The sequence below is a fragment of the Arthrobacter sp. Y3223166 genome, assembly GCF_059090935.1.
On sequence record NZ_JBNHGE010000012.1, the window covers coordinates 1 to 17,346 of the forward strand.

Genomic DNA, 17,346 nt, shown 5'->3' on the forward strand with positions numbered 1-17,346 from the left:
TCCAGCACGACGGCGTAGCTGCCGCCGCCGGCCGTCACCAGGGCGCCGGCGGGCGCGTCGGCGGCCGCGTCGCCCGTCCAGGCCACCGTCACGTCGCGGTGTTCTCCGCCGCCGAGGTCGAAGCTGACCGTGCCCGGGCGCGGCCCGCTCAACCGCCAGCCCTCGCTCCGCCAGGCGGACCCCGTGCCGCCGGCGGCACATGCCTGGATCCGCGCGTCCCGTTGCCGGAGCAGCCAGTCCACGGCGGCCACGGACAGTTCGGCGTCACCGGGCCGGCGGAACTGCTGGTGTTCGATCTTCCGGTCGATCAGCGTGGTGTCCAGCCGCCCGGCCCGCACGTCCTCGTCGGCCAGCAGGGTGCGGAGGTGCTCGATGTTGGTATGGATGCCGAGCACCATGGTGTCGGCGAGCGCACCGTCCAGCCGTGCCAGGGCCTGCTGCCGGTCTTCGCCCCAGGCGATGACCTTGGACAGCAGCGGGTCGTAGTCGGAGGGGATGACCAGCCCGGGCAGCAGCGAACTGTCCACCCGGATGCCCTCCCCGGCGGCTTCCTCCAGGGCCAGCACCGTGCCCGCCGAGGGCAGGAACTGCTGCGAGGGATCCTCCGCGTAGACGCGCGCCTCCACCGCGTGTCCCGTGAGCACGACGTCGGACTGGGCCAGCGTGAGCACCTCACCGGCGGCGATGCGCACCTGCCACTCCACCAGGTCCAGGCCGGTCACCAGCTCGGTGACCGGGTGTTCCACCTGCAGCCGGGTGTTCATCTCCATGAAGAAAAACTCGTCGGGGGCGTCGTCGGAGACCAGGAACTCCACCGTTCCGGCCCCGGTGTAGTCCACGGAGCGGGCGGCGTTGCAGGCCGCCTCGCCGATCCTGCCGCGGGTGGCGGCGTCGAGCAGCGACGACGGAGCCTCCTCGATGACTTTCTGGTGCCGGCGCTGCAGCGAGCATTCGCGCTCCCCCAGGTGGATCGCGTTGCCGTGCCGGTCGCACAGCACCTGAACCTCGATGTGCCGCGGCCGGGCGATCAGCCGCTCGAGGAAGAGCGTGTCGTCGCCGAAGGCGGAGGCGGCCACCCGGCGCCCGGCGGCGAGCGCGGCGCGCAGTTCCTCGGGCCGCTGCACGGCCATCATCCCCTTGCCGCCGCCGCCGGCCGACGGCTTGATCAACAGCGGGTAGCCGACCTCTTCGGCGGCCCGGACCAACCCGTCGTCGTCCAGCCCCGGTTCCGCGATCCCGGGAATGACCGGGACCCCATGCGATGCCACGTGGTTCTTGGAGCGGATCTTGTCCCCCATGATCCCGATCGCCCCCACGTTGGGTCCGATGAACACGATGCCGGCCGCCTCCAGCGCCTGGGCGAACGCCACGTTCTCGCTGAGGAAGCCGTAGCCGGGGTGGACGGCCTCGGCGCCCGTGGCCTTGCAGGCTTCAATCACCGCGTCGATGCGCAGGTAGCTCTCGGTGGCCGGGGCGGGCCCGATCCGCACCGCGATGTCCGCCTCGCGCACGTGGCGGGCCCCGGCGTCGGCATCCGAATAGACGGCCGCGGCCCGGATGCCCATGGCGCGCAGCGTGCGGATGACCCGGCAGGCGATTTCGCCGCGGTTGGCCACCAGGACGGTTTCAAACACTTTCGATCACATCCTGAACAGGCCGAAGGCGGTCTCGGGCAAGGGACTGTTGGCGCAGACGTCAAGGGCGAGGCCGAGCACGGTCCGGGTCTGCGCCGGGTCGATGATCCCGTCGTCCCAGAGCCGGGCGGTGGAGTAATACGGGTTGCCCTGCGCTTCGTACTGCTCCCGGATGGGGGCCTTGAACGCCTCCTCGGCCTCGGCACTCCACTCCTCCCCGCGGGCCTCCAACTGGTCCCGTTTGACGGTGGCCAGGACGGAGGAGGCCTGGTTGCCGCCCATCACCGAAATGCGAGCGGCCGGCCACATCCAGAGGAAGCGCGGCGAGTAGGCGCGGCCGCACATGGAATAGTTGCCGGCGCCGAAGGACCCGCCGATCACCACGGTCAGCTTCGGCACCCGGGCGGTCGCGACGGCCGTCACCATCTTGGCGCCGTGCTTGGCGATGCCGCCGGCCTCGTAGTCGCGGCCCACCATGAAGCCGGAAAGGTTCTGCAGGAAAACCAGCGGGATGCCGCGCTGGTCGCAGAGTTCAATGAAGTGCGCGCCCTTGAGGGCAGATTCGGAAAAGAGCACCCCGTTGTTCGCCACGATGCCCACCTGATGCCCGTGGAGCCGGGCGAACCCGGTGACCAGCGTGGTGCCGTACTCCCGCTTGAACTCGTGGAAGCGGCTGCCGTCCACCAACCGGGCGATGACCTCGCGGACGTCGTAGGCGGCGTTGACGTCCACCGGAACGGCTCCGTAAATTTCCTGCGGTTCGGCCGCCGGGGCCTCCACGGGCGCCGTCTCCCAGGCCGGTGTCCAGCACGGGAGCGTGGCCACGATGTCGCGGACAATCTCCAGCGCGTGCACATCGTTCTCGGCCAGGTGGTCGGTCACCCCCGAGGTCCGCGCATGCAGTTCGCCGCCGCCGAGTTCCTCCGCGGTGACAACTTCGCCGATGGCCGCCTTCACCAGCGGCGGGCCGCCCAGGAAGATGGTGCCCTGGCCGCGGACGATCACGGTTTCGTCGCTCATCGCCGGAACGTAGGCGCCGCCGGCCGTGCAGGAACCGAGCACCGCGGCGATCTGCGGGATTTTAGCCGCCGACATCCGCGCCTGGTTGTAGAAGATGCGGCCGAAGTGCTCGCGGTCCGGGAAGACGTCGTCCTGCTTGGGGAGGAACGCGCCGCCGGAGTCCACGAGGTAGATGCACGGCAGGTTGTTCTCCAGCGCCACCTCCTGGGCGCGCAGGTGTTTCTTAACCGTCATCGGATAGTAGGTGCCGCCCTTGACGGTCGCATCGTTGCAGACCACCAGCACGTGGCGGCCGTGCACCAGGCCGATGCCGGCGATCATCCCCGCCCCCGGCGAATCGCCGTCGTACATTCCCTCTGCGGCCAGCGGCGCGATTTCCAGGAACGGGCTGCCCTCGTCCAGCAGCGTGTCGACCCTGTCCCGCGGCAACAGCTTGCCCCGCTCCAGGTGGCGCCGGCGTGAGCCCTCCGGCCCGCCCGCCGCCACCGAGGCCAGGCGGGCGTGCAGTTCGGCAGCCAGCCGGCGCTGCTGCTCGTCGTTGGCCCGGAAACTGTCACTGGTAGTGTCCACCCGGGAAGCCAGTGTCTCCATCGACACCTTCCTGGCCGAAGCCGTCGCGCGCCCACGCCCGCCGCCCGCTGGGGGCGACTGGCCTGAAGGACGCATTTTGGTTAGTCTGTACTAACTGAAATCAGGCTAGTGGCCGTTAAGTGTCTTGTCCAGCACTTATTCGGCACCTTCTCGAAGGAACCGATCCATGCCCCCAGCACCGCATGCCGCCGCCGTGACGCGCCAGACCGGCCGCAGCCTGGCCAAGGCCACCCGGAGGGCCGCACTGCTGGACGCCGCCGCCCGCCTCTTCGCCGAGCGCGGCTTCAACGGCGTGTCCATCGAAGACCTCGGCTCGGCGGCCGGCGTCAGCGGGCCGGCCGTCTACCGGCATTTCGAGAGCAAACATGCGGTGCTGGCGGCGCTGCTCACGGGCGTCAGCCAGGACCTGCTCGACGGCGGCCAGGACGTGGCGGCCGGCCAGCAGGATGCCGAGGAGGCGCTCCGCGGCCTGGTCGCCTTCCACGTGGACTTTGCCTTGAAGAATCCCGACGTCATCCGGGTCCACGACAGGGACCTGGACAGCCTCCCCGCCGAGGATTCGGCGCTGGTCCGGACGCTGCAGCGCACCTATGTGGAGGTGTGGGTTTCCGTGCTGGCGCGGCTGCTGCCGGAGGCGGACGCTGCGCAGTTGCGGGTCCGCGCACACGCCGTCTTCGGACTGATCAACTCCACGCCGCACTCGACCCACCGGAGCCGGCAGCCGCGGGAAGCCTGGCGCCGCAATCTGCTGGAACAAATGGCTTGGGCCGCGTTGAAAGCCGAGTAGGGTGTATCAGACACCAACTAGCCGAAAGGTCTGCTGTGATTGAGCTTCGTCCTGTAGAACCTGCCGACCTCGACGAGTTCTTCGAGTACCAGCAGGATCCCGACGCCAACCATATGGCGGCGTTTGCCGCCCGGAATCCGTCTGACCGCGGCGTGTTTGATCTCCACTGGCAGAGCCTGCTCAACGACGAGTCCATCACCGTGCGCACCGTCACCGTCGACGGCGAGGTGGTGGGCAGCGTGCTGGCCTACCCCAACGAGGGGTACCCGGAACTGAGCTACTGGACGGCGAAGTCGCAGTGGGGCAAGGGCGTCACCACCGCGGCCGTCGAGGCCTTCCTGCGGGAATTCTCCGCGCGTCCCATCCGGGCGCGGGTGGTCAAGGACAACCTTGGCTCAGTCAAGGTCCTGCACAAGCTCGGCTTCCGGACCGTCGGCGAGGCCCAGGGCTTCGCCAACGCCCGCGGCGCCGTGGTGACCGAGGAGATCCTCGAACTGGCCTGAGCCGCCTCTGCACCCTGCTCACACCATGGCCAGCACCATGGCCGGGTGATCACACCATGGCCAGCACCATGGCCGGGTCCGACAGGATCGTGCCCACGTCGGCGAGGAAGCGTCCCGCCTGCTCCCCGTCCACCACGCGGTGGTCGAAGGACAGGCTGAGCGTCACCACATCGCGCAGCGCCACCTCCCCCCGGTATTCCCACGGCTGCCGGCGCACCGCGCCGAGGGCCAGGATGGCCGACTCCCCCGGGTTCAGGATCGGCGTTCCGGCGTCGATGCCGAACACCCCGATGTTGGTGATGGAGATGGTCCCCCCGCGCAGATCGGCCGGGGCGGTCCTGCCGGCGCGTGCCGTCTCGGTCAGCTCCCCCAGGGCCTCGGCCAGCCGGTGCAGGTCCATCCGGTGCGCGTCCTTGATGTTCGGCACGGTCAGTCCGCGCGGGGTCGCGGCGGCGATGCCCAGATTCACGTAGTTCTGCTGCACGATTTCGCCGGCGTCCCCGTCCCAGCGGGAGTTCAGCTCGGGGCGGCGCTGCAGCGCCAGGCACAGGGCTTTGGCGGCGATGGTCAGCGGCGTGAGTTTCAGCCCGGCGAACGCCTTGCCCGCCTTGAGCCGCCGGATCAACTCCATGCTCTCCGTCGCGTCGACCGTAAGGAACGAGGACGCATGCGGGGCGGTGAAAGCACTGGCCACCATGGCGGCGGCGGTGTGCTTCCGTACGCCCCTGACCGGGATCCGCGTCTCGGCCTCCGCGGCGCCGCCGAGCCAGCCGCCGGCCGTCCCGGACAGGGCGTCCGGGGCCGCGACCGCCGGGGCCGCTGCGGCCGCCTCGTGGACTGCGAGGACGTCGTCGCGGGTGATCAGGCCCCGTTCTCCGGTCCCGGCCACCTGGGCCAGATCGACGCCGAGGTCCTTCGCCAGCTTGCGGACCGGCGGGGTGGAGCGTGGCCGCTTCGGGATCGTCGTCCCGGACGGTTCGGCAGCGGCCTCGTGGTGCGCACCGGCCGGTGCGTTCCGGTCCAGGGTCGCCGGATAGGTGGCCGGCACCGCCGCGGTGGCTGCCCCTCCGCTCTTGCGCGGGCGCCGGGCAGGCCGCCCGTTCCCTTCGGCCGCCGCACCGTACCCCACCAGGTTCGCCTCGCGGCGCGGTTCCGGCGGGCTTCCCGCGGCCTTGGCACCGTCGTCGCCCTGCCCGGCGTCTTCCACCTCGATGGAGACGATCGGCTCGCCCACGCTGACCGTGGTGCCGGGTACCTCATGCAGGGTCCGGACCACGCCGGCGAACGGCGAGGGCAGCTCGACCACGGCCTTGGCGGTTTCCACCTCGCCCAGGATCTGGTTGAGCTGGACCGCGTCGCCCTCGGCCACGCTCCAGCTGACGATCTCCGACTCGGTGAGCCCTTCGCCCAGGTCCGGCAGTTTGAATACCTTGATCCCCACGGGTTCAGTCCTCCAGTCCGGTCAGCGAGTTGGGCCGGCCGAGCACCCGGTCCACGCCGTCAAGGATGCGATCCAGGTCCGGCAGATGATGCCGCTCCATCTTGGCCGGCGGGTACGGAATGTCCATCCCGGTGATCCGCACCGGCGCGTGTTCCAGATGATAGAAGCAGCGTTCGGTCAGGCTGGCCGCGATCTCCGCGCCGAGCCCGCCGGTCCTGGCCGCCTCGTGGGTGACCACCAGGCGGCCCGTTTTCCGCACGGAGGCCTCCACGGTGGGAAAGTCCAGCGGCGACAGCGAGCGCAAGTCAATGACTTCCACCGACACGCCGTCGTCCTCGGCGGCCTGCGCGGCCTCGCGTGCCGTCTGCACCAGCGCGCCGTAGGCCACCAGGGTCACGTCCGACCCGGGCACCTCCACCCGGGCGCTGCCCAGCGGCAGCGCGGACTCCAGCGCATTCTCGTCCACTTCGCCCTTGGTGTGGTACCGCCGCTTCGGCTCGAAGTAGACCACCGGATCGTCGGCGGCGATGGCCTGCTGGATCATTGTGCAGGCGTCCTGCGGGTTGGACACTGCCACCACCCGCAGACCGGACGTGTGGGTGAAATACGCCTCCGGGGATTCGGAGTGGTGTTCGGCCGCGCCGATGCCGCCGCCGAAGGGCACCCGGATGGTCAGCGGCATCTTGACCCGGCCGCGGGTGCGGTAGTGCAGCTTGGCTACCTGGCTGACAATCTGGTCGAACGCCGGGTAGATGAAGCCGTCGAACTGGATTTCGCACACGGGCCGGTAGCCCCGGTAGGCCATCCCGACGGCGGTGCCCAGGATCGCGGACTCGGCCAGCGGGGCATCGATCACCCGGTGGGCGCCGAAGTCCTTTTGCAGTTCGTCGGTAATGCGGAACACCCCGCCCAAGGCTCCGATGTCCTCGCCGATGATCACCACCCTGGGATCGTTTTCCAGGGCCTTGCGCAGCCCGGTGTTGATGGCGCGTCCAAACGTCATGGTGGTCATCAGCGGCCTCCCTCGGCAGCGTCGAACGAATCAAGATAGCGCTCGTAGTGCGCGCGCTGTTCTGCCAGCACGGGGTGCGGCGCCACGTAGACGTTCTCGAACAGTTCCAAGTCCGCCGGGTCGGCCATGCTCGTGCACCCGGCCCGCATCTCGGCCGCTGCCTGGTCGGCCGCGTCCCGGACCCGCTGTTGCAGGCCCTCGTCCAACAAGCCCTCGGCCGCCAGGTGGGCGGCCAGCCGGTCGATCGGATCGCGGCTCTTCCAGTCCTCCAGCTCGTTCGCGTCGCGGTAGCGGGTGGGATCGTCCGCCGTCGTGTGCGGTCCCATCCGGTAGGTGACCGCTTCGATGAAGGACGGGCCGCCGCCGCTGCGCGCGTGCTCCAGCGCCCGGCGGGTCACCGCCAGGCAGGCCAGGACATCGTTGCCGTCCACCCGGTAACTGGGAATGCCGAATCCGGGCGCCCGGTCGGAGAGTTTGCCCTGGGCCTGCAGTGACACCGGTTCGGAGATCGCCCACTGGTTGTTCTGGCAGAAGAAGATCACCGGCGCCTGGAAGCTGGCGGCAAACACCATGGCCTCGTTCACGTCGCCCTGGCTGGTGGCGCCGTCGCCGAAATACGTCACCGCCACGGCGTCGTCGCCGTCGAACTTGACCGCCATGGCGTAGCCGGTGGCGTGCAGCGTTTGCGCGCCGATGATGACCTGCGGGGTGGCCATGTTGATCTCGTAGGGGTCCCAGCCGGAGGGCCTGTTGCCGCGCCAAACGCGGATCATGTCGGTCAGGTCCACGCCGCGGCAGTACGCGACGCCGTTTTCCCGGTAGCTGGAGAAGACGAAGTCGTCCTTGCGCAGGGCGCGGCCGGAACCGATCTGGGCCGCTTCCTGCCCCAGCAGCGGCGGCCACAAGGCGAGCTCCCCCTGCCGCTGCAAGGCGGTGGCTTCCTGGTCCAGGCGGCGGACCACCACCATGTCCTGGTAGAGGCCGGCGAGTCGGTCGCCGTCGATATCCTCCAGCCAGGGGTCGAACTCCCCGCTGGGGGCCCGCGTGCCGTCCGGCGCGAGCAGTTGGATGTAGCTTTCCTGGTTATGCGGACCGGCCGGGTCCGTGCCTGGTAAGGACACTTGCGACACTCCCTTTGCGTCTTCAGGGCCGGGAAGTCTTGTGGACGTCCCGGCGCCGGACAGCCCCGCCTGCACCTTTGCCCGCGGTTGATTGTGACACTACTCACATCCGGCAAGTAGCGCAACGTTCCGGACAAAAACTGAGCAGAATGCCCTGTCGGGGCCGGGCAGGTCGTGCTAGTCTGCGCATTATGCGGAATCTGGACGGCACCGACCTGCGGTTACTGGCAGCCCTGACGCAGGATCCGCGCCGGACGGTCGTGGCCCTGGCGCAGATCCTGGGCCTGTCCCGCAACACGGTGCAGGCGCGCATGGCCCGGCTGGAAAAGGACCAGGTGTTCCTGTCCTTCGACCGGCGGATCAATCCCGCCGCCGTGGGATATCCGCTCGCGGCCTTCATCCACATCCACGTGCACCAGCCGAAACTGCAACAGATCACCGACGAGCTGGCCCGCATTCCGGAAGTACTCGAAGCGATCGGCATCACCGGCCAGGCGGATATTCTTGCCCGCGTCGTCTCCGAGGGCGCCGAGGACCTGTTCCGCGTCAACGGCAAGATTCTGGCGATCGACGGCGTGGAGCGGACCGACACGTCGCTGGCCATGCACGAACTGATCCCGTTCCGGATGGAACCGCTGCTCTCCCGCGGGGCCCCGGCAACCGGCTAGCTGTCAGGCCGGGTGCTGCTGCCCGCGCTGAGCACCCGGGATGGGAAGATCATTTCCGGACCCGTGCGCCTGGCTCATGCCCGCTGATCCCGAGCGCCCGCAACAGTGCGGGCCCGGCATCCATCCACCGGGCCCGCAGTGTTATCTGTGGCGGCGCGTTGCAGCAGGCGCGCGCCGCCGTCGTCGCATCAGTGAACCGTGGCCTTCTCCGCGCCGACGCCGGTGAGCGAGCGGACCTCCATTTCGGCCTGCTTGGACGCGTCCTCGCGGTTCTTGTCCAGCACGGTTCCCAGCCAGCCCAGGAAGAACGCGAGCGGGATGGAGACGATGCCCGGGTTGTTCAGGCCGAAGATGGCGAAGTCCGCCCCGGGGATCATCGACGTCTCCTTTCCGGAGACCACCGGGGAGAACACGATCAGGACGATGGCCGCGCCCAGGCCGCCGTACATGCTCCAGACCGCACCCTGGGTGGTAAAGCGCTTCCAGAACAGCGAGTAGACGATGGTGGGCAGGTTGGCCGAGGCGGCCACGGCGAACGCCAGCGCCACCAGGAAGGCCACGTTCTGGCCCTGGGCGCCGATGCCGCCGAGGATGGACACGACGCCGATGACCACTACGGTGCGGCGGGCCACCCTGACCTCGCCGGCCGAGTCGACCTGTCCCTTGCGCACCACGTTCGCGTAGATATCGTGCGCGAAGGAGGCGGCCGCGGTGATGGTCAGGCCGGCCACCACCGCCAGGATGGTGGCGAAGGCGACTGCGGAGATCAGCCCTAGCAGCACAGGGCCGCCGAGCGCGAAGGCCAGCAACGGTGCGGCGGAGTTGACCCCGCCCGGAGCGCTCTTGATGGCTTCCGGGCCGATCAGCGCCGCGGCGCCGTAGCCCAGCACCAGGGTGAACAGGTAGAACGCGCCGATCAGCCAAATGGCCCAGACCACGGACCGGCGGGCCTCCTTGGCCGTCGGCACGGTGTAAAAGCGCATCAAAACGTGCGGCAGGGCCGCGGTGCCCAGCACCAGGGCCAGCGCCAGCGAGATGAAGTCCAGCTTGGACGCCTCCGAGACGCCGTACTGCAGGCCCGGGTTGAGCAGCTCGGGGTTGCCGGCGGTTTCCACGGCGGCACCCAGCAGTTCGGACAGGTTGAAGCCGTGCAGTGCCAGCACCCACACGGTCATGATGAACGCACCGGCGATCAGCAGGCAGGCCTTGATGATCTGGACCCAGGTGGTGCCCTTCATGCCGCCAACCAGTACGTAGAGGATCATCAGTGCGCCGACGACGGTGATCACCAGAGACTGTCCCAGCCTGGAGTCGATGCCGATCAGCAGCGAGACCAGGGCGCCGGCTCCGGCCATCTGCGCCAGCAGGTAGAAAAAGCACACGGCCAGTGTGGTGATGGCCGCGGCAATCCGCACCGGGCGCTGCCGCAGCCGGAAGGACAGGACATCGGCCATGGTGAACTTGCCGGTGTTGCGCAACAGCTCGGCCACCAGCAGCAGGGCCACCAGCCAGGCCACCAGGAAGCCGATCGAGTACAGGAAGCCGTCGTACCCGTTGATCGCGATCGCGCCGCAGATGCCCAGGAACGACGCCGCGGAGAGGTAGTCGCCGGCAATGGCGGTACCGTTCTGACCGCCGCTGAAGGACCGGCCCGCCGCATAGTAGTCGGCCGCGGTCTTGTTGTTCCGGCTGGCCCGCAGCACCACCACCAGGGTCACGCCGACAAACAGGGCGAAGATCAGGATGTTGATCCAGGTGGAATCCTTGATGTCGTCCGCCGTGACGGCCAGCGGAATGTTCACGGCATGCCTCATTTGGTGTCCTCCGGTAGGCCGACGCCCTCGTTTTCGAGGCTGTGGCGGATGTCAGTGGCGATCGGGTCCAGCTTCTTGTTCGCGTAGCGGACGTACCAGGTGGTGATGGCGAAGGTGCTCACGAACTGCAGCAGGCCCAGTACCAGGCCGACGTTGATGTTGCCCCACAGCTTGGTGGACATGAATGCGTGCGCATAGTCGGCCAGCAGCACATAGGCGAAGTACCACAGCAGGAAGGCCACGGCCATCGGGAACACAAACGAACGGTGGCGCCTGCGGAGTTCGGTGAACTCCGGACTGCTCTGGACCACCTGGAAGTCCACGGCCGCGGCGGTGCCGGCGTCCGGGTTCGGGTCGTTACCCATCTTTTCCTCCTCATCGGGAACACGCAGGGTGTGACTGCGATCACTCTGCTAGCTCTCGGTCCCCGTGGCCAGCAGCCCGGCGGCGCGCATCGCCCAACGGTCCACCGGCTGCGGTGAACGGCGCTCCCCTGCGCCGAGCTGCATTCGGCCGTTCGGCCCTGCGGCTAGGCTGGAGGGCATGCTCAGCCCGGCCGTGGACATCGCGCTCATCGCCGCCCTGGCCGTGGTGGCGGTGGCGGTGATCGCGCTGGTGGGCTTTAAACTGACCCGCTCCCACCGGGACCTGGGCTCCGAGGCCGACCGCGCAACTTACGCCACGCTGCATACCGCGGGGCTCGCGGGCCAGTACCTGCGTTCCGGGCTGACGCCGGCCGGCGCCGGCAAGGCGAGCAAGCACCTGCGCGGCCTGTTGGGCTCCGAGGTGCTGGTGTTGACCGGGTTGGAGGACGTGCTCGGCTGGGACGGCGCCGGCCAGCCGCCGGAGTCGGCCCTGCGCCTGGCCGGCAAGACCATCGGATCGGGCCGCACCCAGGTGTTCCGCGGCGACCAGTTGCTGCCGGAGGGCCGGGTCCCGCGGGGGGCTGCCGCCCGGGACGGCGGCCCGACGGAAGCGGTCTTCGCCCCGATCCGGGTTCGGGACCGGGTGGTCGGCACCGTCGGCGCCTACACCGGACACGTAGCGGCGTCGCTCGTGCGGGCCACCAACGAGGTCGCAGCCTGGGTGGCCACGCAGATCGAACTGGCCGAACTGGACACCTCGCGGACGTTGCTGATGGAGGCCGAGGTGCGCGCGCTCCGGGCCCAAATCAGCCCGCACTTCATCTACAACGCCCTGAACGCCATCGCCTCCTACATCCTCACCGACCCGGCGCGGGCACGGGAGCTGGTGATCGAGTTCGCCGACTTCACCCGCTACTCCTTCCGACGGCACGGAGATTTCACCACCCTGGCGGAGGAACTGAAATCGATCGACCGCTACCTGCTGCTGGAACGGGCCCGGTTCGGCGACCGGCTCAGGGTCAGCCTGCAGATCGGCCCCGAAGTCCTCAGCACCGTCATCCCGTTCCTCTCCCTGCAGCCGTTGGTGGAGAACGCGGTGCGCCACGGGATCGAAGCCAAGGAAGGGCCGGGGCAGATCACCATCACCGCCCACGACGCCGGCGCCTACGCCGTGGTGACCATTGAAGACGACGGCGTGGGCATGGATCCGGAGCGGCTGCGCACCGTGCTGGCCGGCCGCGCCGAAGGCGACCATGTGGGTTTGCGCAACGTGGACGTGAGGCTGCGGCAGGTCTACGGCGATGAACACGGCCTGGTGGTCGACACGGCGCCCGGTGCCGGCACGCTGGTCACGCTGCGGCTACCCAAGTTCCAGCCCGGGAACCTGGTGGACTGAAGCGGCCCGCGCGAAGCTTCAGCCCGGGGCCTAATAGACTGTGGGCCATGGTCAATGTGGTTGTCGCCGATGACGAAGCCCCCGCCGTCGAGGCCCTGGCGTACCTGCTCGCCCGGGATTCCCGGATCGGGGAGGTACACAAAGCCACCAGCGGCGCCGAAGCGCTGCGTGCCCTGGAGCGCCACGACGTGGACGCGCTCTTCCTGGACATCCATATGCCGGCCCTGACCGGACTGGACATCGCCAAGGTCATTTCCCGCTTCAGCCGCCCGCCCGCCGTCGTCTTCGTGACCGCCGATGAGGACAAGGCGCTGCAGGCCTTCGAGCTGGCCGCCGTGGACTACCTGCTCAAGCCGGTGCGGGCAGACCGGCTGGCGGAGTCCGTGCGCCGGATCTGCGAACTGATGGAAGACGGCGGCGCGGCCAAGCCGGAAGTCGTCACCGTTGACCAGGGCGGCATCACCAAGATGATCCGGCGGGACGAGATCCAGTACGTGCAGGCCCAGGGCGATTACGCCCGGCTGCACACGGCCGACGCCAGCTACCTGATCCGGGTGCCGCTCAACGACCTGGAGCGCCAGTGGGCGGACGCCGGCTACCTCCGGATCCACCGCTCCTACCTTGTGGCGATGGACCGGATCCAGCAGATGCGGACCAGCGCCGGCAGGGCCAGCCTCCTGGTCGGCGGTGCCGAACTGCCCGTCAGCCGGCGTCACCTGCCCGCCGTCCGCGACCGGCTGGAGGCCACGCGGGTGAGGCCGCGCGGATGAGCAGCGGTCCCGGCCGCGGCGAGGTTCCCCCAGGTGACGACTGCGGCATCCCGCTGCACCACGGCGGCATACCGGTGAACGACGGTGGCGCCCCGCTGCCCGACGGCGATGCACAGGTTCCGTCGGCCGGTTTCCGGCAGCGGGTCCGCGTCACCGCGCCGCGTTCGGCCGCGCCCCGGCCGGCGGGCGGCTACACCTTCTCCCGCGAGGTGGCCGAGCAGTCGGAAGTCGGCGAGCTCTTCGTGCGGTCCCTGGTCCGTTCCCAATTGCGCCTGGCCGTGGTGGTGGCGGCCGGTTTCGGGCTGATCCTGCTGGGCATGGCCGTGCTGATCGCGCTGGTACCGCTCACGGCCACGTTGACCGTGTTCACGGTCCCGCTCCCCTGGCTGCTGCTGGGCATAGGGATCTACCCGATCATCCTGGCCTGTGCCGCGCTCTACAACCGTGCGGCCGCCCGCAACGAGCGCCGCTTCCGCGAGTTGACGGCCGACCGGGTTGGCCCGGGGACGAGGCAGTGAACGCGGCCGCCGGGCTGGCGGCGGTGGCCGCCGTCTGCGCCGCCACCGTGCTGATCGGCATCTACGGGCTGCGGATTTCCCGCACCACCGGTGATTTCTACGTCGCCTCGCGGACGGTCAAGCCGTGGTGGAATGCGTCGGCCATCGGCGGCGAATACCTCTCGGCCGCAAGCTTTTTGGGCGTGGCAGGGCTGATCCTGGTCTCGGGCATCGACGCGCTCTGGTTCCCCGTCGGATACACCGCCGGCTATCTGATGCTTCTGCTGTTCGTGGCCGCCCCGCTGCGCCGCTCCGGGGCGTACACAATTCCCGACTTCGCCGCGGCCCGGCTCGATTCCACTGCCGCGCGACGCGTCACCAGCCTGTTGGTGATAGCGGTCGGCTGGCTTTACATCGTGCCGCAACTGCACGGGGCCGCCCTGACCGTGCGCATCGCCACCGGCCTGCCGGGCTGGGCAGGCGCCCTCGCCGTCGTCGTCGTGGTGGTGCTGTCCGTGGTCACCGGCGGCATGCGCTCCATCACCTTCGTGCAGGCCTTCCAGTATTGGCTGAAACTCACGGCCCTGGCCGTCCCGGTGGTGTTCATCCTGCTGGTCCTCGCCGGTTCGGGCCAGTCGGCCACCGGCGGCGGCGCGGCCTTCGACCCGTCGCTGGATGTCGTCGGCGATGCATCCCTGTACCGGAATATCTCGCTGATCATCGCCCTGCTTTTCGGGACGCTGGGGCTGCCGCACGTGCTGGTGCGTTTCTACACCAATCCCGACGGTGCCGCCGCCCGCCGCACCACGCAACTGGTGCTGGGGCTGCTGGCGCTGTTCTACCTCTTCCCCACCATCTACGGCGTGCTCGGCAGGCTGCACACCCCGCGGCTGGCCGGCGGCACCCAGTCCGACGCCACGGTGCTGCTGCTGCCGGGGCGGATTGTGGACGGCCTGGCCGGCGATCTCTTGAGCGCCTGCGTGGTGGCGGGCGCGTTCGCCGCGTTCCTTTCGACCACCTCCGGGCTGGTGGTTTCCCTGGCCGGGGTGGTCAGCCAGGACCTGTTCCGCGGCAGCGTCAGGGGCTTCCGGCTGGCCGCCGTGCTGTCGGCCATCGTGCCGCTGGGCATCGCCCTGGGCACCGAATCGCTGGCCCTGGCCGGCAGCGTGGGCACGGTCTTCGCGTTTACCGCCTCGACCATCTGCCCGCTCTTGCTGCTGGGCATCTGGTGGCGGGGTCTCACCGATGCCGGCGCCATTGCCGGCATGGTGTCGGGGGCGGTGCTCTGCGGCGGTTCGCTGCTGGCGGCTGCCGTGGCGGGACCGAAACTGGGCGCCTGGGCCGAGCCGTTGGGACAGCCGGCGGCCTGGACTGTTCCGGCGGCGTTCCTGGTGACGGTGGCCGTTTCCCGGGCGACGGCTTCGCGCAGGCCGGCCACCACCGCCCGGGTCATGGCACGGCTGCACACCCCGGAGCGGGCGGACAGTCCGGAGCCGGCCGGTTGGCCCCGTCCCGGAGACTGAACGAGGTCGGGCCCCGTCAGTCGATCGCGGCCATTAACTCGACGACGCGGTCCAGGAACGCGTCCACCTGGTTTTCCTCGTAGCCGTCATTGCCCTTGGCCTCGCGGAACACGGCCCTGCGCACCACATCGACGCTCATCGGCTGGTCGTGCTCGAAATAGCCCAGCAGTTCCACGCACAGCGCGTCGACGTCCTCCACGTTGTAGCTGACGGCGTTCCGCTTCGTCGGCCGGCGGAAGCGTTCGCCCGGGGCGCGGTGCAGGCGGGCGCGCAGCATCGCCGACACGCGGCCGATCTGCGTCAGCCAGGCCTGTTCGCCGTCCCTACTGATCAGCGCATCGCGCTCCCGCTGGGCGAAGACGTCCTCCAGCCGGTCCAGCGCGGCGTCGACGGCCCGCGGGTCGTAGCCGCCCTTGGCCGGATCGAACGTCATGGCCCGGACATCGCGGCTGGTGATGGGAGCGTCGTCGGGCTCGGGGTTGTTGTAGTACTCCCGCGCCCGGCTGAGGAAGTCGTCCACCTGGCGTGCGTTGTAGCCGAAGTTCCGCCGGTCCACGTGGTCGAACGGGGCACTGCCCTTGCCGGCATCAATGGTTCGTCGCGCCATGGTGTCCTGTGGTTCCTGTTCCGTCAATACGTTCCGCTTGTCTACGGTGCCCAGTCTATGCGGGCCGCCGCGTGGCCCCGGGTATCCGCGGCCGCGCGCCTACACGGCCCCCGGGGCCAGCAACGAGGCGAGCACGAAGGCCACCGGGGCGGCAAACACGATGGAATCCAGCCGGTCCATCACCCCGCCGTGGCCCGGCAGGAAGTTGCTCATGTCCTTGATGCCAAGTTCCCTCTTGACCATCGACTCGGCCAGGTCGCCCACGGTGGAGGCGGCCACGGTGGCCACGGCCAGGACCAGCCCGAACCACCACTGAAGGTCCAGCACCAGCACCGAGCACAGGACGCCGACCAGGACGGCTCCGCCGACCGAACCGGCAAACCCTTCCCACGACTTCTTGGGGCTGATCTTCGGTGCCATCGGGTGCTTCCCGAAGAGCACCCCGATCAGGTACCCGAAGGTGTCGTTGGAGACCACCAGCAGCAGCATGGTGGCCACCTTCAGGGCGCCGGACTCCTCCAGCAGCAACAGCAGCGAGAAGCTGATGAAAAAGGGAACCCAGCAGAGGATGAAGGTGCCGCTGAGCACACTGCTGACCGCGCCGTCGGTACTGTCCAGGCACTTCCAGACCATCAGGGCCACGCAGGAGGCCACCAGGGCGAAGGCCAACCCCTCCGGCCCGCCGTAATAGGCGGCCACGGGCATCGCGAGGGCCCCCGCGAACAGCGGCGGCAGCGGCACCTTGATGTTCTTGACCGTCAGGGCCCGGGAAACCTCCCACACGCCCACGGCCGCGAAACCGGCCACCAGCACCACGAAGGCATCGGGCAGGAGGAAAAGACCCACCAGGACAACAATGAGCAGCGAGAGTCCGACGACGATGGCTGCCGGCAGGTTGCGCCCGGCACGGGAGGGCTTGGCGGCGGCACGCAGCGCCCGCCGTCCGGGTTCTGCCGGCCGCTGTCCCGGACCAGCCGCCGGAGCCGGCGTATCGCCAGCCATGGGTTGAGGCTGGTCCGTACTCATCAGACCTCGAGCAGCTCGGCTTCCTTGCGCTTGAGGAGCTCGTCCACGTTGTCGGTGTGCGACTTGGTTTTGGCGTCCAGTTCCTTTTCGGCCCTGCTGCCTTCGTCCTCGCCGACCTCGCCGTCCTTGACCAGCTTGCCGATGGTGTCCATCGCCTTGCGGCGGATGTTGCGGATCGAAACCTTCGCGTCTTCGGCCTTGCCCCGCACCACCTTGACGTACTCCTTGCGGCGTTCCATGGTCAGTTCCGGCAGGACCACGCGGATCACCACGCCGTCGTTGGCCGGGTTGGCGCCCACATCCGAATCACGCAGGGCCTTCTCGATGTCGTTCAGCGCCGACTTGTCGTACGGCGTGATCAGCAGGGTGCGCGGTTCGGGGTTCTGGAAGGACGCCAACTGCTGCAGCGGGGTCGGCGTGCCGTAGTAGTCGACCGTGACCTTGGAGAACAGTGCCGGATTGGCGCGGCCGGTGCGGATGGTGGCGAAGTCTTCCTTGGCCACTTCGACTGCCTTGTCCATCTTCTCGGCAGCTTCGCGCAGCGTCTCGTCTATCACGGTCTCTCCTTCAC

The 17,346-nt window shown here is 69.1% G+C and carries 17 protein-coding genes; 7 read left to right on the forward strand and 10 right to left on the reverse strand.

Translation table 11 applies throughout. The features are described from left to right. Both AC5RUH_RS07735 and AC5RUH_RS07740 read right to left on the reverse strand, forming a co-directional pair. Window positions 1–1,634: acetyl-CoA carboxylase biotin carboxylase subunit (locus AC5RUH_RS07735; RefSeq protein WP_494128275.1), on the reverse strand; the 1,634-nt coding region annotated here is incomplete at its 3' end. Between the two features lie 6 nt (window positions 1,635–1,640). Next, window positions 1,641–3,245 (reverse strand): carboxyl transferase domain-containing protein, encoded by a 1,605-nt coding sequence (locus AC5RUH_RS07740; protein ID WP_494128276.1) that lies wholly within the window; start codon window positions 3,243–3,245, stop codon window positions 1,641–1,643. Between the two features lie 166 nt (window positions 3,246–3,411). Between AC5RUH_RS07740 and AC5RUH_RS07745 the strand changes: the two genes are divergently transcribed. Both AC5RUH_RS07745 and AC5RUH_RS07750 read left to right on the forward strand, forming a co-directional pair. Then, on the forward strand, window positions 3,412–4,032 hold the full coding sequence (locus tag AC5RUH_RS07745; protein ID WP_494128277.1) for an SACE_7040 family transcriptional regulator: 621 nt from the start codon (window positions 3,412–3,414) through the stop codon (window positions 4,030–4,032). 35 nt (window positions 4,033–4,067) lie between these two features. After that, complete coding sequence (locus tag AC5RUH_RS07750) at window positions 4,068–4,535, forward strand: GNAT family N-acetyltransferase (protein WP_494002453.1); 468 nt, start codon at window positions 4,068–4,070, stop codon at window positions 4,533–4,535. A 49-nt stretch (window positions 4,536–4,584) separates the two neighbouring features. Here AC5RUH_RS07750 and AC5RUH_RS07755 read toward each other — a convergent pair whose 3' ends face one another. Genes AC5RUH_RS07755 through pdhA form a run of 3 tightly spaced genes read right to left on the reverse strand, consistent with a single transcriptional unit; the run spans window position 4,585 to window position 8,109 of the window. After that, window positions 4,585–5,976 carry a dihydrolipoamide acetyltransferase family protein gene (locus AC5RUH_RS07755; protein WP_494128278.1) on the reverse strand — a complete coding sequence of 464 codons (1,392 nt, stop codon included), beginning with the start codon at window positions 5,974–5,976 and terminating at the stop codon, window positions 4,585–4,587. A 4-nt stretch (window positions 5,977–5,980) separates the two neighbouring features. After that, window positions 5,981–6,988: an alpha-ketoacid dehydrogenase subunit beta gene (locus AC5RUH_RS07760; RefSeq protein WP_494002455.1), complete on the reverse strand. Its 1,008-nt coding sequence runs from the start codon at window positions 6,986–6,988 to the stop codon at window positions 5,981–5,983. Next, entirely contained in the window at window positions 6,988–8,109 is a 1,122-nt protein-coding gene (gene pdhA / locus AC5RUH_RS07765; RefSeq protein ID WP_494026385.1) for a pyruvate dehydrogenase (acetyl-transferring) E1 component subunit alpha, read from the reverse strand. Before pdhA ends, AC5RUH_RS07760 begins: the two co-directional genes overlap by 1 nt. A 191-nt stretch (window positions 8,110–8,300) precedes the next feature. Between pdhA and AC5RUH_RS07770 the strand changes: the two genes are divergently transcribed. Continuing rightward, window positions 8,301–8,777: an Lrp/AsnC family transcriptional regulator gene (locus AC5RUH_RS07770; RefSeq protein WP_494128279.1), complete on the forward strand. Its 477-nt coding sequence runs from the start codon at window positions 8,301–8,303 to the stop codon at window positions 8,775–8,777. Window positions 8,778–8,965: 188 nt separating this feature from the next. Here the strand turns inward: AC5RUH_RS07770 and AC5RUH_RS07775 are convergent, their stop codons facing one another. After that, window positions 8,966–10,579 carry a monocarboxylic acid transporter gene (locus AC5RUH_RS07775; protein ID WP_494128280.1) on the reverse strand — a complete coding sequence of 538 codons (1,614 nt, stop codon included), beginning with the start codon at window positions 10,577–10,579 and terminating at the stop codon, window positions 8,966–8,968. 8 nt (window positions 10,580–10,587) lie between these two features. Beyond that, on the reverse strand, window positions 10,588–10,956 hold the full coding sequence (locus AC5RUH_RS07780) for a DUF485 domain-containing protein (RefSeq protein ID WP_494002459.1): 369 nt from the start codon (window positions 10,954–10,956) through the stop codon (window positions 10,588–10,590). A gap of 178 nt (window positions 10,957–11,134) precedes the next feature. Between AC5RUH_RS07780 and AC5RUH_RS07785 the strand changes: the two genes are divergently transcribed. From AC5RUH_RS07785 to AC5RUH_RS07800, 4 genes are read left to right on the forward strand one after another with little or no spacing between them, the layout of a single operon-like run. Then, window positions 11,135–12,352, forward strand: a complete 1,218-nt coding sequence (locus AC5RUH_RS07785) for a sensor histidine kinase (protein WP_494128281.1) — start codon at window positions 11,135–11,137, stop codon at window positions 12,350–12,352. Window positions 12,353–12,399: 47 nt separating this feature from the next. Beyond that, a complete protein-coding gene (locus AC5RUH_RS07790) occupies window positions 12,400–13,122 on the forward strand; it encodes a LytR/AlgR family response regulator transcription factor (protein ID WP_494002461.1) in 723 nt (240 codons plus the stop codon). Continuing rightward, window positions 13,119–13,640: a hypothetical protein gene (locus AC5RUH_RS07795; RefSeq protein ID WP_494128282.1), complete on the forward strand. Its 522-nt coding sequence runs from the start codon at window positions 13,119–13,121 to the stop codon at window positions 13,638–13,640. Before AC5RUH_RS07790 ends, AC5RUH_RS07795 begins: the two co-directional genes overlap by 4 nt. Further along, window positions 13,637–15,142 carry a sodium/solute symporter gene (locus AC5RUH_RS07800; protein ID WP_494128283.1) on the forward strand — a complete coding sequence of 502 codons (1,506 nt, stop codon included), beginning with the start codon at window positions 13,637–13,639 and terminating at the stop codon, window positions 15,140–15,142. The genes AC5RUH_RS07795 and AC5RUH_RS07800 overlap by 4 nt, the downstream gene beginning before the upstream one ends. Window positions 15,143–15,158: 16 nt before the next feature. Here AC5RUH_RS07800 and AC5RUH_RS07805 read toward each other — a convergent pair whose 3' ends face one another. The 3 genes from AC5RUH_RS07805 to frr form a co-directional block, all read right to left on the reverse strand. Further along, on the reverse strand, window positions 15,159–15,749 hold the full coding sequence (locus AC5RUH_RS07805) for a DivIVA domain-containing protein (RefSeq protein ID WP_494128320.1): 591 nt from the start codon (window positions 15,747–15,749) through the stop codon (window positions 15,159–15,161). 99 nt (window positions 15,750–15,848) lie between these two features. After that, window positions 15,849–16,751, reverse strand: a complete 903-nt coding sequence (locus AC5RUH_RS07810; RefSeq protein WP_494002465.1) for a phosphatidate cytidylyltransferase — start codon at window positions 16,749–16,751, stop codon at window positions 15,849–15,851. A 23-nt stretch (window positions 16,752–16,774) separates the two neighbouring features. Next, entirely contained in the window at window positions 16,775–17,332 is a 558-nt protein-coding gene (gene frr / locus AC5RUH_RS07815; RefSeq protein WP_494014218.1) for a ribosome recycling factor, read from the reverse strand. Window positions 17,333–17,346 lie beyond the last annotated feature (14 nt).

What these genes read in the sequence shown, in the direction of transcription:
- AC5RUH_RS07740 (WP_494128276.1), bottom strand. Translation starts at nt 3,245, where the DNA reads ATGGAGACACTGGCTTCCCGGGTGGACACTACCAGTGACAGTTTCCGG.
- AC5RUH_RS07745 (WP_494128277.1), top strand. Translation starts at nt 3,412, where the DNA reads ATGCCCCCAGCACCGCATGCCGCCGCCGTGACGCGCCAGACCGGCCGC.
- AC5RUH_RS07760 (WP_494002455.1), bottom strand. Translation starts at nt 6,988, where the DNA reads ATGACCACCATGACGTTTGGACGCGCCATCAACACCGGGCTGCGCAAG.
- AC5RUH_RS07770 (WP_494128279.1), top strand. Translation starts at nt 8,301, where the DNA reads ATGCGGAATCTGGACGGCACCGACCTGCGGTTACTGGCAGCCCTGACG.
- AC5RUH_RS07780 (WP_494002459.1), bottom strand. Translation starts at nt 10,956, where the DNA reads ATGGGTAACGACCCGAACCCGGACGCCGGCACCGCCGCGGCCGTGGAC.
- AC5RUH_RS07785 (WP_494128281.1), top strand. Translation starts at nt 11,135, where the DNA reads ATGCTCAGCCCGGCCGTGGACATCGCGCTCATCGCCGCCCTGGCCGTG.
- AC5RUH_RS07790 (WP_494002461.1), top strand. Translation starts at nt 12,400, where the DNA reads ATGGTCAATGTGGTTGTCGCCGATGACGAAGCCCCCGCCGTCGAGGCC.
- AC5RUH_RS07795 (WP_494128282.1), top strand. Translation starts at nt 13,119, where the DNA reads ATGAGCAGCGGTCCCGGCCGCGGCGAGGTTCCCCCAGGTGACGACTGC.
- AC5RUH_RS07805 (WP_494128320.1), bottom strand. Translation starts at nt 15,749, where the DNA reads ATGGCGCGACGAACCATTGATGCCGGCAAGGGCAGTGCCCCGTTCGAC.
- AC5RUH_RS07810 (WP_494002465.1), bottom strand. Translation starts at nt 16,751, where the DNA reads ATGGCTGGCGATACGCCGGCTCCGGCGGCTGGTCCGGGACAGCGGCCG.